The 12,858-nt window shown below is 36.6% G+C and carries 14 protein-coding genes; 8 read left to right on the plus strand and 6 right to left on the minus strand.

What is annotated here, in order from left to right:
- Nucleotides 1-29: 29 nt before the first annotated feature.
- Nucleotides 30-449 (minus strand): hypothetical protein, encoded by a 420-nt coding sequence (locus tag JET18_RS05965; RefSeq protein ID WP_156122738.1) that lies wholly within the window; start codon nucleotides 447-449, stop codon nucleotides 30-32.
- Nucleotides 412-762, minus strand: a complete 351-nt coding sequence (locus JET18_RS05970) for a hypothetical protein (RefSeq protein WP_202089697.1) — start codon at nucleotides 760-762, stop codon at nucleotides 412-414. Before JET18_RS05970 ends, JET18_RS05965 begins: the two co-directional genes overlap by 38 nt.
- A gap of 419 nt (nucleotides 763-1,181) precedes the next feature.
- Between JET18_RS05970 and JET18_RS05975 the strand changes: the two genes are divergently transcribed.
- Nucleotides 1,182-1,592, plus strand: a complete 411-nt coding sequence (locus tag JET18_RS05975; RefSeq protein WP_202089698.1) for a 5-fold beta-flower protein — start codon at nucleotides 1,182-1,184, stop codon at nucleotides 1,590-1,592.
- A gap of 518 nt (nucleotides 1,593-2,110) precedes the next feature.
- Here JET18_RS05975 and JET18_RS05980 read toward each other — a convergent pair.
- A complete protein-coding gene (locus JET18_RS05980; RefSeq protein WP_156122735.1) occupies nucleotides 2,111-2,275 on the minus strand; it encodes a hypothetical protein in 165 nt (54 codons plus the stop codon).
- 205 nt (nucleotides 2,276-2,480) lie between these two features.
- Here JET18_RS05980 and JET18_RS05985 point away from each other — a divergent pair, with 205 nt between their 5' ends.
- From JET18_RS05985 to JET18_RS05995, 3 genes are read left to right on the plus strand one after another with little or no spacing between them, the layout of a single operon-like run.
- Nucleotides 2,481-3,131 (plus strand): hypothetical protein, encoded by a 651-nt coding sequence (locus tag JET18_RS05985; protein WP_202089699.1) that lies wholly within the window; start codon nucleotides 2,481-2,483, stop codon nucleotides 3,129-3,131.
- Nucleotides 3,132-3,143: 12 nt separating this feature from the next.
- Nucleotides 3,144-3,818 carry a hypothetical protein gene (locus JET18_RS05990; protein ID WP_202089700.1) on the plus strand — a complete coding sequence of 225 codons (675 nt, stop codon included), beginning with the start codon at nucleotides 3,144-3,146 and terminating at the stop codon, nucleotides 3,816-3,818.
- A gap of 56 nt (nucleotides 3,819-3,874) precedes the next feature.
- Nucleotides 3,875-4,111 carry a hypothetical protein gene (locus tag JET18_RS05995; protein WP_202089701.1) on the plus strand — a complete coding sequence of 79 codons (237 nt, stop codon included), beginning with the start codon at nucleotides 3,875-3,877 and terminating at the stop codon, nucleotides 4,109-4,111.
- Between the two features lie 167 nt (nucleotides 4,112-4,278).
- On the opposite strand, the gene JET18_RS06000 is transcribed toward JET18_RS05995, so the two are convergent.
- The gene (locus JET18_RS06000) at nucleotides 4,279-4,830 is read right to left on the minus strand and encodes a hypothetical protein (RefSeq protein ID WP_202089702.1); all 552 of its coding nucleotides are present in this window, start codon (nucleotides 4,828-4,830) and stop codon (nucleotides 4,279-4,281) included.
- A 659-nt stretch (nucleotides 4,831-5,489) separates the two neighbouring features.
- Complete coding sequence (locus JET18_RS06005; protein WP_202089703.1) at nucleotides 5,490-5,810, minus strand: hypothetical protein; 321 nt, start codon at nucleotides 5,808-5,810, stop codon at nucleotides 5,490-5,492.
- A gap of 557 nt (nucleotides 5,811-6,367) precedes the next feature.
- Between JET18_RS06005 and JET18_RS06010 the strand changes: the two genes are divergently transcribed.
- From JET18_RS06010 to JET18_RS06025, 4 genes are all read left to right on the plus strand, one after another.
- Nucleotides 6,368-7,522 (plus strand): helix-turn-helix domain-containing protein, encoded by a 1,155-nt coding sequence (locus JET18_RS06010; RefSeq protein WP_202089704.1) that lies wholly within the window; start codon nucleotides 6,368-6,370, stop codon nucleotides 7,520-7,522.
- 139 nt (nucleotides 7,523-7,661) lie between these two features.
- Nucleotides 7,662-8,720 carry a serine hydrolase domain-containing protein gene (locus JET18_RS06015; protein WP_202089705.1) on the plus strand — a complete coding sequence of 353 codons (1,059 nt, stop codon included), beginning with the start codon at nucleotides 7,662-7,664 and terminating at the stop codon, nucleotides 8,718-8,720.
- A 67-nt stretch (nucleotides 8,721-8,787) separates the two neighbouring features.
- A complete protein-coding gene (locus JET18_RS06020) occupies nucleotides 8,788-10,254 on the plus strand; it encodes a serine hydrolase domain-containing protein (protein WP_202089706.1) in 1,467 nt (488 codons plus the stop codon).
- 8 nt (nucleotides 10,255-10,262) lie between these two features.
- The gene (locus tag JET18_RS06025) at nucleotides 10,263-11,660 is read left to right on the plus strand and encodes a serine hydrolase domain-containing protein (protein WP_228728490.1); all 1,398 of its coding nucleotides are present in this window, start codon (nucleotides 10,263-10,265) and stop codon (nucleotides 11,658-11,660) included.
- Between the two features lie 107 nt (nucleotides 11,661-11,767).
- Here the strand turns inward: JET18_RS06025 and JET18_RS06030 are convergent, their stop codons facing one another.
- Nucleotides 11,768-12,820 (minus strand): serine hydrolase domain-containing protein, encoded by a 1,053-nt coding sequence (locus JET18_RS06030; RefSeq protein WP_202089707.1) that lies wholly within the window; start codon nucleotides 12,818-12,820, stop codon nucleotides 11,768-11,770.
- Nucleotides 12,821-12,858 lie beyond the last annotated feature (38 nt).

The raw sequence follows: 12,858 nt of genomic DNA on the forward strand, positions 1-12,858 counted from the left end.
TGGTTCTCAAAATGGAATGATGTGAATACTTAACCAGGGCAGAATAGCATAACAAGAATTACAACATCCATCAGTGACAGATTTAATACGGTGATTTTCTTGCCTTCAAAGTTGCCTACAGTAATGAGCTGCTGGCCGGGCCTTAAAGAATGTATACCATTGAAAGTTTCTGCATTGTCCATTTGAATGGTATCAGGGGCACCGGTCAAAACGGTCATCGCTATATTAGCCTGACTGGTATTGGTGATCGAACAGATACAATCGCTTCCGTTATTGGTGAGTTTCTGTGCATATTCAAAACGGGAAAGCGATACGGTATCAGCTTTAGACCTGGCCAGCCCCTGACCCATTGCCAGGGTATGGCCAAGAATAAATAGTAAAAGGATCTGAAAGTGAAGTTTATAGCTGCACTTAGCTGGTTTGGCACTGAATAGTTGCCTCAGCATCATTTTGAACATTAGTGATGTTTGTGATAGTGACTGTAGAGCCTCCAAAATCACCAAAAGCAGTCACTACAATGTTGGGAGAGTTAGGTTTTAAAGAATAGACTCCGTCGAACGCTGATCTTGAATTCCCTGCGTCGTCTACAATAATACCGCTTCCTGGTGCTCCTGAAATAGCGAATTTCAGTACGTTGCTTCTGCTGGAGTTAGCAATAGTAATAGTGGAGTTTGTTCCGTTTGCTGTGTTCCAGGTACAAAACTGACCTGATTTAATACTAGCGTTTCCACTTTGATTGATTACTGGATTTTGTGATGCCATAATTATTGGTTTTTAAGGTTATAAAAAATATGTTTTTGAAATAGTAGCGTTATTACAGAGTATGGGGGCTCATTTTTTATATCAATGAATGACTCTTCTTCATTTCTAAACCTGATCTTTACTCATCATTCATAGTCATTTGAAAATCTATGATGAGACTTCTTAAAATCTGCCCTGTTCATACTGTTGGAAGCCTTATCAGAAGGACAATTCAAAGTAAGGGAAATAAAATAAAACCCTCTTAAGTGAAAATACCAGAATTATGAATTAGGTATTTATACGGAGTTGATAATCTGTTTATAGCCAGGATATTATAATGAGTGCAATAAGCCAAAAAAAGGACTTGTATGGAAAGATCTCGTACCTTTGTTCCAGGAAGGAAAAGTCAAAATGTTTAATACCCATTCAATTCTAAAATCATGAAAAAAACAGGAGTCATTGGTTTCTTTTTATTCAGCCTTTCCATTGTAAGTGCACAAACGATAGAATCGGGAAGCCGAAGCACGATAGGCTACATTCAACCGGATGGAACCATTGAAAACAGCAGCCGTTCCACCGTCGGTTACATAAAATCGGACGGAACAATAGAGAATAAAAGCCGCTCAACAATCGGCTATATTAAAAGCGACGGTACCATAGAAAACAGCAGCCGTTCTACAGTAGGTTATGTTAAAGAAGATGGTACTGTAGAAAACAGCAGCCGCTCAACGATTGGCTACATCAAAGAGGATGGAACGGTGGAAAACAGCAGCCGGAGTACGATTGGTTATGCTAAAGGAATTAGGAAGGAGTGGGCAGCGGTGGTGTATTTCTTTTTTAAGATGGATTAATCATCATCACCGAGAAGAGGAAACTATTCTGCTGGGTATAGAAATTAAAAATAAATGTTTGGATTTTATAATCTGAGCCTTTGTTCTTATTAGCTATGAGATGCTGTCTGGTTTTAAATACAATCTCCAAAGTCACGGGAATTAAGAGTGTGTATAATCTTTTTTAAATAATGCAAATTACCTTTTAGGCGCACTGAATATAGAATAATATAAAAAACTACTTGTTTTTCCAGATTCTGATCACACAAAATAAAATAACCCCTGATAATTCAGGGGCTTTGTTTTATTTTGGCAGCACAATTATACGCTGGTTTGCGCTCTCAATCATCTGCCATACGCTGAAGAAATACATTACGATCGTCAATTGACCTATTCAGTATCCTATCAACATTATCCCGCTTATTTGCGTTATGCCCGCCGGTGCGGATCTGTTTTTCTTTTACGGGTTCCAGTATCTTATTTTCGAGTTCTTCTACAACATACTACTCTTTGAAGATATCAATTCAATCAATTTCAATTTACGACTCCTCAGTTTTTGGCTTAAAGTTTCTCCCTACCCCTTTTCTTAGAAAGGTAATTTTCCCTTGTGTTTGCTTGGCTTTTTCAAGAACTTCCAACGCTTTTGTTCGTTCATTCATTCTACCTGCATGGGTTATACTCCCTTGATTTTCACTTTTTTTCATACTACAAGATAGTGAAAATAATTGACAAAAGCAAATCGTAGACATACCGGTATCGTCATCCTGTCTTTTCTATTATCAATTTTCTTGTGTTTGAAAAATTAAGAAACCTGTCAACAAATTCCATATCAAAAATAAAGTTTGTATTTTTAAAATATTGAAAAGAATATTCCCTGTACTGTTCAGTCCAATCATAAAAACGGATTAAATGAATAACGAACTCCATGAACTCCTGTATTACTATAATGAGGAAGGATACGAAGGACACGGTTTAAACGAAGTACAGCTCCTTGAAAAAAAAGATTTTGACCGAGTTGAAAAATTAAAACACCTTCTTCACCATGAAGACCGGTATATGGCTTATCAGGCTATGCTTATCCTACTGGCGTGGTCTATACCGGAAGGTTTTGAACTTCTTGACCGTTTCATTGCTGAAAAATGGGACGAAAAAGAAAGTTTTGAACCCCATAGACTCCATCATCAGGATAATGTATATGACATAATCACCAATGCATTGTACATTTCAACGTTCAATGGAAAAAGCGAACAGGAATTATTTCCTTATATCAAACAACTTTTACTTCTGTATGGTGACCGGTTTTTTGAATCTAACCTAACGGATTTTCTATTAAAGAAAGATTGCGGACCGCTTTTAAGGGAAATAGAAGAGGCCATGCGAACTGCTTTAGAAAACCAAAGGTACTACCAGGCCAGTCAGTTGTTTCCGGTACTGGTTCATTATGACAAAAGCAGATTCAATGTATATAGGGATATTTTTAGGACATTAATAAGCAAGGATAACAGAATTGCCTATAATATGGATGAAGCAGAAAAAAATGATCCCAATGTATCTATCTAAAACAAAGTTTCAATGGATAAGAACACCCCAATTTATATAGATTTAGAAGACCGGTTAACGAAAAAATACTACCGTGAAATCGTTGAAAAAGCTTTAGCGCAGGCCAAAGAAGAATACGAACAATTTCCCGATAATTCCATGAACATTTCTTTTTACCGTCAATTATTGGATATAAAAAAAACGGTCATTGACGATCATGAAGTTTATACAGAAGATGAAGCCTATAAAAAATATCCAATGGCCATCATGGTCGTAAGGAATTTTCTTGGTGAAGAAGCCAATACAGACTATGCGAAAATGCTGCAGGATATCGTTTGGGGTATAGCATTGTATCCTGTTATGATGGAAAACATTGAAATGATCAGACGGAAATTATTTGACGGAGAGGAAGAAAAAGTTCTCAAACATGTTTTTGCAATTGAAAATCAAACATTCAAACTGATGGATTTTTACAACCATCCATTACGGGAATTAAAAAAAGAAATAGGGGAGAGAAGTTTTAATACGATGATGAAAGAAAGCACGTTCAGTCTGGTTAACAGCTTGGTTGAAAAGTATCTCTCTGAAGAGGGACTGGAAATTCATTATGTAAAGAAAAATGAGGCTATCTATCTGTTTTCCTATGGAGAATATCAGCCGGGAAGATATCTGTTGTTTTTAGAAGGGACCTGTTACTATGCGGTGTAAAAAAGATAGTTATCCTGAACCAATACCGAATGAGGTATTCAAAATCAACTTAAAGAATGAACGAAAAGAAATTACTCGAACAAAAAGAATGGCAATATTATATTTATGAAGAGGACAGCCGTATTGTACTGTCTGTCCCTATTGCCAAACCAGCCCCGGGATTCGATATTATGTATACCCTTAATGAATCTGAGAAGGAAAAATACAGACATACAGGTATCAAAACCCTTGAAGACAGGATAGAGGATATGAAAGTGAACTTTTCAAACTATGAAATGAATTCGTGGAGGTAATAAAAACTTATTCTCTGCCGGCGTTGACATCCTGCTTGTGCCTGATAGGTAAGAATACGCAGTACTGATTATCCTTGGCAAGGTTTTAAACCTTGCCAAGGATAAAAAGACAATCTCCAAAGTCAGGAGAATTCAGAGATTGTATATATCTTGTCTAAATAATGCAGCTACTTTTTCGGCGCATTAAATATTGAATAATATAAGAAAATGGGAAACTTCTCAAACGTTTCTGTTTTACCTATCGTATATTCATCAGGTCCGAATGCCTGGGAGAAATCCAGAATGGTAGAGGTTTTTGCCGGAGATACGGCGATCATTTTTATTAAGCTGGTAACTGCAGTTTCAGTTTCGTAGGTGAATAAAAGGGTTTTACGATCTAAACTGTATATTTTATAATGATAGATTCGTGCTTTTAGCTGGGTATCAACACCTGTACCATCCAGTTTGGCTTTGTACATTAATTTTTTGGTACCGTCTTCCGTAATGTATACATCTGCATTTTTATAGCTGGCATCATAGGTAAAGGTAACCCGATCGTTGGTCTTATAATAATAGCTTATGGCTTTCTCGCCTCCGGCCATGACCTGAACTTCAGCATCTTTAGGCATTTCCATAGGTCCGCGTTTTGACGGAGCCGCTGATTTCTTTTTTTGTGCCGTTACATTCACAGCGGAGAACAGCATTAAAGCTGCTGCTAAAACTAGTTTTGAGTTTTTCATGGTTTTTTTTGCAATGTTAGATAAAATTATGGTGGTAAGAAAAAATATATAAATCTTTTTATAGTATTGTTCGGGCTGTTAGATGTACGGTTGACTGGTGCGGCAGACTTTGTTGTCGTTGGAAAAAAGAACCAGTAGAGCGCGAAATATTCCTGCACCCCGTTTCATAACCTCCTTAGGGGAGTATGATAAAGGGTAATACCCCGTGAATAACGGTCTAAAGCCCGTTTTGTAAGCATCCGGACCCCGTTCTATAACTGGATCTACCCCCTTACCCAAGGGGGTAGAACCGGTTGGGTAAGGGGCTCTCGGTCGTTGAGAAGAGTCTCCGGAGGGTTGGGGAAGTACCCCGGACCCTTTGAAAGGGGTCTACAGGCTTTGTATTGGGGGTTTGTTAATCTTTGAATGTTTTTCCCGAATATACAAGTTGAGAAGAAAAGCGCTCAAAATTTTCATTTAAATTTTTAATGTAGGAATGGGTAACGAGCGTGACACTCGCACCAGCGTTGGAATATCTTTACTATTTATATAAATTTTCTTCACAATTTTCAATAAAAAATCCCAACTTCTGTTAGGATTTTTTATTGAAAATTAAATCTCATAGTACTATTTAAACCCTGAGAAAATATTAATCACAGAAGAATCAATACAAAACTTGTTTAAGAATTAATGACATCAATATTTGCAATGTTCCTACCATTTTCGTCTATTACTAATACAGTTTTGTATTTTTCAGTAGAGGCAATGGCTTCATTAAAGTGGACAGAGAAAAAAACTGTACCTTCTGGTGTTGCTAGATTTCCAAAAATTAAGGTTAACAATAATTCAGAGTCGTTAATACCTTGCGGATCATTTTTAATTAATTGATAAAGTGGTTTTTCTCCATTAGTAGGAAATTTACCATTTACATTAATTTGCGGAGTTTTTCCTTCGTTTTTGACAGTAGCTGTCCATTCCCCGATGTTGTTTTTTGTTTCCATTTTACGTTGTTATTAGTTTGTTGTTCTAATATACAAAATTATTATACATATTTTCTCTCTTCACACATTTTAAAGAATGTTTCAAGAGGTATTCTATATGTTTCCCCTTGCTGGCGCGAGCATCTTGCTCGTGTCCGAAATGTAGCATTCTAAAACCATTCATTATATTTTCGTTTAAATTTGTAGTATAAGAATGGGTAACGAGCGTGACGCTCGCACCAGCGTTATTCAAAATATACAAAACAACAGATTTACTTTCTTATGGTTTCCCATAAAGGCAAATAAATCCCAACTTTCGTCAGGATTTATTCATTTATAAGTTTGAAAAATTCAGATAAGCTGAGTTTTCTCGTTTCGCACATTTTAAAGAACGTTTCAACAGGTATTCTAAAAATGGCTAATGGCAGGCCTTCTCTAAGATACTTCACAATAAAAAAACCAAACAGCATCAATCAAATTTCTATATTTGCACCTATTGGGTTTTGAAGCTTGAAAGGCTTTTGGAATTCTGATGAAAGAATAAAAATAAAACAGCCATAAACAAAGAAAACTAAGGAATGGATAAAATTAATGTGTTGATTATTGTAACTACAATTTCTTTGCTCATTTCGCTGCTTCTTGCAATTTTTCTGCTTACGGTTAAAACGAAACACAGGGTAAGTAATGCTCTGTTTGCTGCTTTTCTATTGGTAACGGCAATAGATGTTTTTGAACCTTGGTTTAACATCCTGTTTGATGGTCCGTCCAATCTGGGGATGTTCAGGAGTTCCTTCGCTTTTTTGCAGATTCCGGTCTTTTATCTGTATGTATTATCGGTTTGTTATTCGGATTTTAAACTTAAGCCGAAGCATCTGCTGCATCTGCTGCCGTTTTTGGTGGGCAACTTAATGTTACTGCCCCGTTTTTATGGTGTAGATACCGCCTCGAAAATTAGTTTTATTCAGAACCGTCAAAGCATGATAGAGCTGCAGTTCAATCATATTTTGATCCATATTCAGATCGTTATATACATTATCGCTGTTTTCAGGCTGTTAAGGAAAACAAAGCGGCTTTATCTTGAAAATTATGCCGGGAAAAATATCAGTTCCTATAATTGGCTGTTTCAGTTTACCGTTGTACTGACCATTGTGTATATGGCGGCTCTTTTAAAAAACATCCTTAAATTTTCCGATTATCCACACGTTTCCGAATGGATAAAAATAGGGCTTCTGGTATCCCAGCTTTTTATTATCTGCTGGTACCTGTTCAAGGCATTGAATCATCCGGGTCTTTTCAGAAATATTGATTCGAAATTAAAGCTTGTTTCTGAGATGGTTTCAGAAAAGGAAAGCGGTGAAGAATCAGCGGCTGATGAAAAAGAATATAATGAAGAGCTTTTGAAATTAAAAAAATATATGGTTGAAAAGAAACCTTTTCTTAATTCTTCACTCACCATTCAGGATATTTCCGGGGACATTGAAATTCCTGTCCGGGATCTGTCGCTTTTAATCAATCATCAGTTAGGGCAGCATTTCTATGATTTCGTTAATACCTATCGCATCGAGGCTGCTATGGAGATATTGAAAGATGATACAAAAAGTAAGGTGACGATCCTTGAAATCCTGTACGAAGTTGGTTTTAATTCAAAATCTTCTTTCAATACTGCTTTTAAAAAACATACCGGTACTACACCAACTTATTATCGTAAAGAATTGCAAGTCAGTGAATTGTAATTACCCGTACTCTTTTCTGTAAAGATCCGTACTTATTTTTTTGCACAAATCGGGTCGAATACTTTTATTCGGTCGCGTGATTTTGTTTTCTCCCACATCTTTGTATCGAAATAATTTTTAAACATAAAAAAACGATACAATGAAAACTTCATCAAAATTTTTAGCAGCCCTGTTATTCATAAGCAGCTTTTCTTTTGGACAGAATATTTCCAAAAAAATTGATTCCATAATCAATGATAATTATAAAAAAAATCCGGAGGTGGGGATCAGTGTTGGCTTTATCAATAATAATGAAGAATATTATACAGCCCATGGAAAATTGAATGCAGAAAGTGACAGTAAAATCGATAAAAATTCCCTGTTTGAAATTGCGTCAATTACTAAAATCCTGACTTCCAATTTAATTGCCCAGGCGGTTACGGATCATAAAATAAAGCTGGATGATTATATAGACGGATTTCTTCCCAAAGCGTATATACTGCAGGAAAATCTCAGAAACAAAATTAAAATTTCGGATCTGGCATCGCATCAGTCCGGTTTGCCTGATATAGATTTTGCAAAATTGATAGCGCAGGATCCACAACAGCCTGTACATAAAATAACGGAAGAAACATTAGCCGCTATAATCAATAATTGCAGTGAACTGAAGGATTATGGCAAATACCGCTATTCTACGATTGGCTATACATTGCTGGGGCAAATATTAGAGAAAGTATATGGTAAGACTTATGACGAAATTATCAGAGCCAAAATCATAAAGCCACTGCACATGAAAAATACATTAACAAAGGATTTTAATGTGAAAAACAGAACAACAGCCCACAATCCGGAAGGCGGAATCCAGGAATTTTTCAAATGGAATATTACCGCTCCTGCAGGACTGGTAAAATCCAGCGCCTCTGATATGGTTACGTTTTTAAAAGCAGTTTTAAATAAAGAAACAGTAATGGGTAAAGCGGCCATTATCACAGAAAAAATTGTGTATAAAGATCAAAAAAGAGAAATGGGGCTGGGGTTCAATATTGTGACGGATGAGAGCAATACAATTTATATGAAATCAGGGGATTCTATGGGACAGTCTTCAATCATCTGCTACAACAGGAATAAAAACTGGGGCATCATTATACTTCTTGACCAGAGAAATTCAAAAATGAGACAGGATCTGCTGAATACCATTTATGATAAAGTATTGAAATAAAAATAGTTGTAAAAAACACACAGAACAGGATTGCAATAAAACTTTTAACCTACAAAAAAATCATACCATGAAAAATACCCTTTATTTACTAATCGCCGCATTCATCATGCTGAGCTGCCAGACAAACAATCATGTAGTAAACTCAAAAAGAAATTATAACTTTCTTACGGACAGTTTGCGGATTGACAAGCAATTGGAACAATACAAACTTCCGGGATTCAGTCTTGTTGTTTTTGAAAATTATAAAATTGTATACACCAGCCAGGCAGGAGTAAAATCAATGAATTCTAAAGAAAAGATAGATGAAAATACCGCTTTCTCTACGGCATCCATTTCAAAACCCATTACGGCACTTCTTTGTCATATTCTTGAGGAAAAGGGATTGATCAATCTGGATGATCCCATAGACAAATATCTGAAGCGTTGGCATTTACCTAAAAGTAAGTTTACTAAAAACAACAATCCTACGTGGAAGCAGTTTTTTAATCATACTGCCGGTACTTCTCAGGGTGGATTTGAAGATCATTACGAAGGAGAAACAATTCCTACGATAACGCAAAGCCTTTTAGGACAGATTCCCAGATACGATAAAGAAATTGAATTCCTGTTCACTCCGGGAACCAATTTTGAATACAGCGGTGGGGGCTATGTAATTATCCAGATGGCACTGGAAGATACTTTGAATAAACCAATTGCAGAGCTGGCACAGGAATATATTTTTTCACCGCTTGGCCTGAAGAATACCACAATGATCCAGCCTAATGAAAGGGGATTTCTAACCAATGTGGCTTCTGTGCATGATAAAGACGGGAAAGTAATCAAAACAGGTTTACCCATCACCCCTCAGGTTGGGGCGTCCGGATTATGGTCTACCCCTACAGATCTGGCTAAGCTTTCTATTGAGATACAAAATGCTTTACGTAATAAAAACAACAGGGTGATTTCTCATCAGGTCGCCAAAAAAGTAACGGAAGTAACCACTTTGAAAAATGCGGTGGGCGGCTGGAGTTACGGATGGCAAAAATCTTTTGGTTATAATAACTATGACTGGTTTTCATGTAATGGCTCCAATACGGGAGTGGGCGGCAATGTTCTGGCTTCTATGACAGACGGGAATGGGATGGTGTATCTTGCCAATGGCGAAAAACTCAATCGTTTTCCTGTGATGAATCATACGAGAATAAAGATCCTTAGCCTGATGGGCTGGAATAAAACATCTGATGAAGATATTCAGGAAATACCCTTACATTTGAAAAAGCAGTTGATAGGAACCTATGATGACTTTCTTTACGGACAGGGAATGGAAACCAAAATAGTAGAAAAGAATAACCGTCTTTACGTTGAATCCATGCTTTTGGACTTTCTTAAAGGAAAAAATGATAATGAATTAGTGTATCTGAAAAACGGAACCTTTAAAATTGTAGATTATCCGAACGTATTAAAATTTGATTTCAGCGGGGGAAAACTAAGTTCCGTTATCTTAACAAGAGGTTCTCTGAAAACTCAGGTTCAGATTACGGCTAAAAATCAATAAAAGACTCAATGATCAATATAACTTTCTTCCCATATCCAAACCATATGACCCACTCAAAATTAATATTTCTTTTAGGAATCAGCTTATTTTCTCTCAAAGGTTTTTCACAAGTCAAAACAGGGAAGGAGAAAGGAAGTTTAGCAGAGAACCGGATGAGTCTTTCTGAAAAATTATCAAATTATATGCAGGCTCAGGCTGACGTGAACGGATTTAGCGGTACTGTTCTCATCACCGGAAAAGATGCTGTACTGCTGCGGCAAGCTTATGGTTATGCCAATTATGAATGGAAAGTAAAAGCCACTGCCGATACAAAATATAGTTTAGCTTCTGTAAGCAAACAGTTTACTGCGGCGGCTATTCTCCAACTGGCGGAACGTAAACTTATATCACTTGATGATAAGCTGAATACCTATTTCCCAGGCTTTCCCAAAGGCGAGCAAATCACCCTTCACATGATGCTTGCCCATATGTCCGGGCTTGCCATGGATTTTGATGAGCTTTATCTTAACCAGGTTTCTTTAACCCAGGATCAGGTATTGGATTATATTAGTAAAAAAGACCTTTTATTTACACCGGGAGAGCAGACCGCTTACAGTAATATCGGTTACTATCTGCTGGCCCGTATCATAGAGAAAGTAAGCGGAAATAGCTATCCGGCATATCTCAAAGAAAATATTTTTGATCCCCTGAAAATGCACGAAACCGGAGTTATGACGAATGATGAAGTGATAGCCAATATGTCTGACAGGTATGTCAGGAAAGATAAAAATTATAGCAAAAATCCGTACATCAATTGGGCATTCAATATTGGGCACGATGGTATTTATTCAACCGTTAATGACCTCTCGATCTGGGATAGTGCACTATATGGTACAACCGTTTTAAGTGAAAAAATGAAACAGCTGATGTTTACTTCCTATAACGACCAGAATTTTGGGTATGGGTTTCTGATTAATCCTTTCTATAATCAGGGGCATAAACTGATAGCCCATGACGGTGGCTTTTTTGGAGCTATGACTTCCTTCAACCGTTTTACAGATGATGGTTTGCTGGTCATCGTTCTGTCCAATAACCAGTCTCCGGCTTATATGCTTGCCTATGGATTGGCGGCCATCTGTTTTGGGAAAGATGTTGAACTGCCGTATCATCATCAGAAAGTTAAAAACAACCCTTCACTCTACAAGCTCTTTAAAGGGAATTATGAAGACATTAAAATTCTTGAAAGCAATGGAAAGCTCTATTACAACGACTTTGATATTGAGCTGTTTCCGGAATCGGATCATAAATTCTTCAGGTCGGATGATGATAACCGAACCGTTGAATTTATTAAAGATGCCAGTGGAAAATATTCTACCATTAAATTAACCAAAGCCGGAGTCGTGGAAATACGAAAGAGATCACTTTAATTGATTGATTATTATTGTCTTATATTAACTTTCGATTGGAACATTGAATCATTTTTTCGCAGATTTAGACAATATTTTATTGCCGGATTTAGCATTAAACCGGCATTCTATTTTTTAGTTTGCTGTATGTCATTATACAGGTTATCCACTACTTTTTCTAAGATTTCTCCTGTTTCATTAAAGCTGGTGTTGGTCAGTATAGAGATCCCTATATTTTGTTCAGGATAAATCACAAACCAGTTCTGCATGCCGTAAATACCGCCGTGATGTCTGTACATTAATCCATTACCATTTTCTATGATGTACCAATGATAACCTTCCCAAAAATCAGAACCTTCTTTGTATAATTTTTTATGAGATTCGTGGACAACAGGATTGGACTGGTCAAGCTGCAGTTTCATATATTTCACTAAATCCGAAGTAGTGGAGTGCAATCCTGAAATTCCGCCCCATAAGGTTCTGTTGAAATTAGGCATTAGCTCGTTTTTATCATTATAACCTTTTACCAGTCTGGTTCTGTCATTTTCATTGAGGGTAAACTTGGTTTGGTTCATGGTATTGGGTTTTAAAATAAATTCAGTGACCAGTTCTTCAAAAGATTTTTGATAGACTTTTTCAAGGATATAGGCGGTCAGCTCCGGAGCCGTGTTTGAATAGGAATAGACTTCTCCGGGCTTCGTTTCAATGTTGATGAGTTTTAATCCTTCAAAGAAGGCCTTTTTATTTTCGCTTTTTATAGGAAAATTTGGAAATCCACTGGTATGCGTGATGAGGTGTTTGATTCTTATAGGTTCGCCTTTAAACTCTAAATTGGGATAAGGTTCGTTAAGATAAATTCTGATATCATCATCCAAATTTATTTTTTGATCAAGTACGGCTTTAGCAGCCACATAACCTGTAAACGTTTTCGTGACAGAAGCTAATTCATAAAGCGTAGAATCGTTGAGCTTGTTTCCTTTTCCAATCGTTAATTCTCCAAAATGTTTTATGGTAGATGTTCCATCTTTAAGCACAGCAACGGAAACAGAATGAAATCTTTTGTCTTCTAATAGCTGAAGCACATTTTTTGTAATGGCATTTTCAACGTTTTGTTTGTCGATTTGCTGGACACTTTTACAGCCAACTAAGGCAAAAAATAAAATAAGGGTTACATATTTCATGGTCAGAATTTTTATTTGATATCATCTGATGCAAATAT

The organism is Chryseobacterium endalhagicum (assembly GCF_016745235.1).
GTDB classification, from domain to species: Bacteria; Bacteroidota; Bacteroidia; order Flavobacteriales; family Weeksellaceae; genus Chryseobacterium; species Chryseobacterium endalhagicum.

What these genes read in the sequence shown, in the direction of transcription:
- JET18_RS05995 (WP_202089701.1), top strand. Translation starts at nt 3,875, where the DNA reads ATGAACGAAAAGAAATTACTCGAACAAAAAGAATGGCAATATTATATT.
- JET18_RS05985 (WP_202089699.1), top strand. Translation starts at nt 2,481, where the DNA reads ATGAATAACGAACTCCATGAACTCCTGTATTACTATAATGAGGAAGGA.
- JET18_RS06015 (WP_202089705.1), top strand. Translation starts at nt 7,662, where the DNA reads ATGAAAACTTCATCAAAATTTTTAGCAGCCCTGTTATTCATAAGCAGC.
- JET18_RS05970 (WP_202089697.1), bottom strand. Translation starts at nt 762, where the DNA reads ATGGCATCACAAAATCCAGTAATCAATCAAAGTGGAAACGCTAGTATT.
- JET18_RS06010 (WP_202089704.1), top strand. Translation starts at nt 6,368, where the DNA reads ATGGATAAAATTAATGTGTTGATTATTGTAACTACAATTTCTTTGCTC.
- JET18_RS05980 (WP_156122735.1), bottom strand. Translation starts at nt 2,275, where the DNA reads ATGAAAAAAAGTGAAAATCAAGGGAGTATAACCCATGCAGGTAGAATG.
- JET18_RS06000 (WP_202089702.1), bottom strand. Translation starts at nt 4,830, where the DNA reads ATGAAAAACTCAAAACTAGTTTTAGCAGCAGCTTTAATGCTGTTCTCC.
- JET18_RS06025 (WP_228728490.1), top strand. Translation starts at nt 10,263, where the DNA reads ATGATCAATATAACTTTCTTCCCATATCCAAACCATATGACCCACTCA.
- JET18_RS06005 (WP_202089703.1), bottom strand. Translation starts at nt 5,810, where the DNA reads ATGGAAACAAAAAACAACATCGGGGAATGGACAGCTACTGTCAAAAAC.
- JET18_RS05965 (WP_156122738.1), bottom strand. Translation starts at nt 449, where the DNA reads ATGATGCTGAGGCAACTATTCAGTGCCAAACCAGCTAAGTGCAGCTAT.
- JET18_RS05975 (WP_202089698.1), top strand. Translation starts at nt 1,182, where the DNA reads ATGAAAAAAACAGGAGTCATTGGTTTCTTTTTATTCAGCCTTTCCATT.
- JET18_RS06020 (WP_202089706.1), top strand. Translation starts at nt 8,788, where the DNA reads ATGAAAAATACCCTTTATTTACTAATCGCCGCATTCATCATGCTGAGC.
- JET18_RS05990 (WP_202089700.1), top strand. Translation starts at nt 3,144, where the DNA reads ATGGATAAGAACACCCCAATTTATATAGATTTAGAAGACCGGTTAACG.
- JET18_RS06030 (WP_202089707.1), bottom strand. Translation starts at nt 12,820, where the DNA reads ATGAAATATGTAACCCTTATTTTATTTTTTGCCTTAGTTGGCTGTAAA.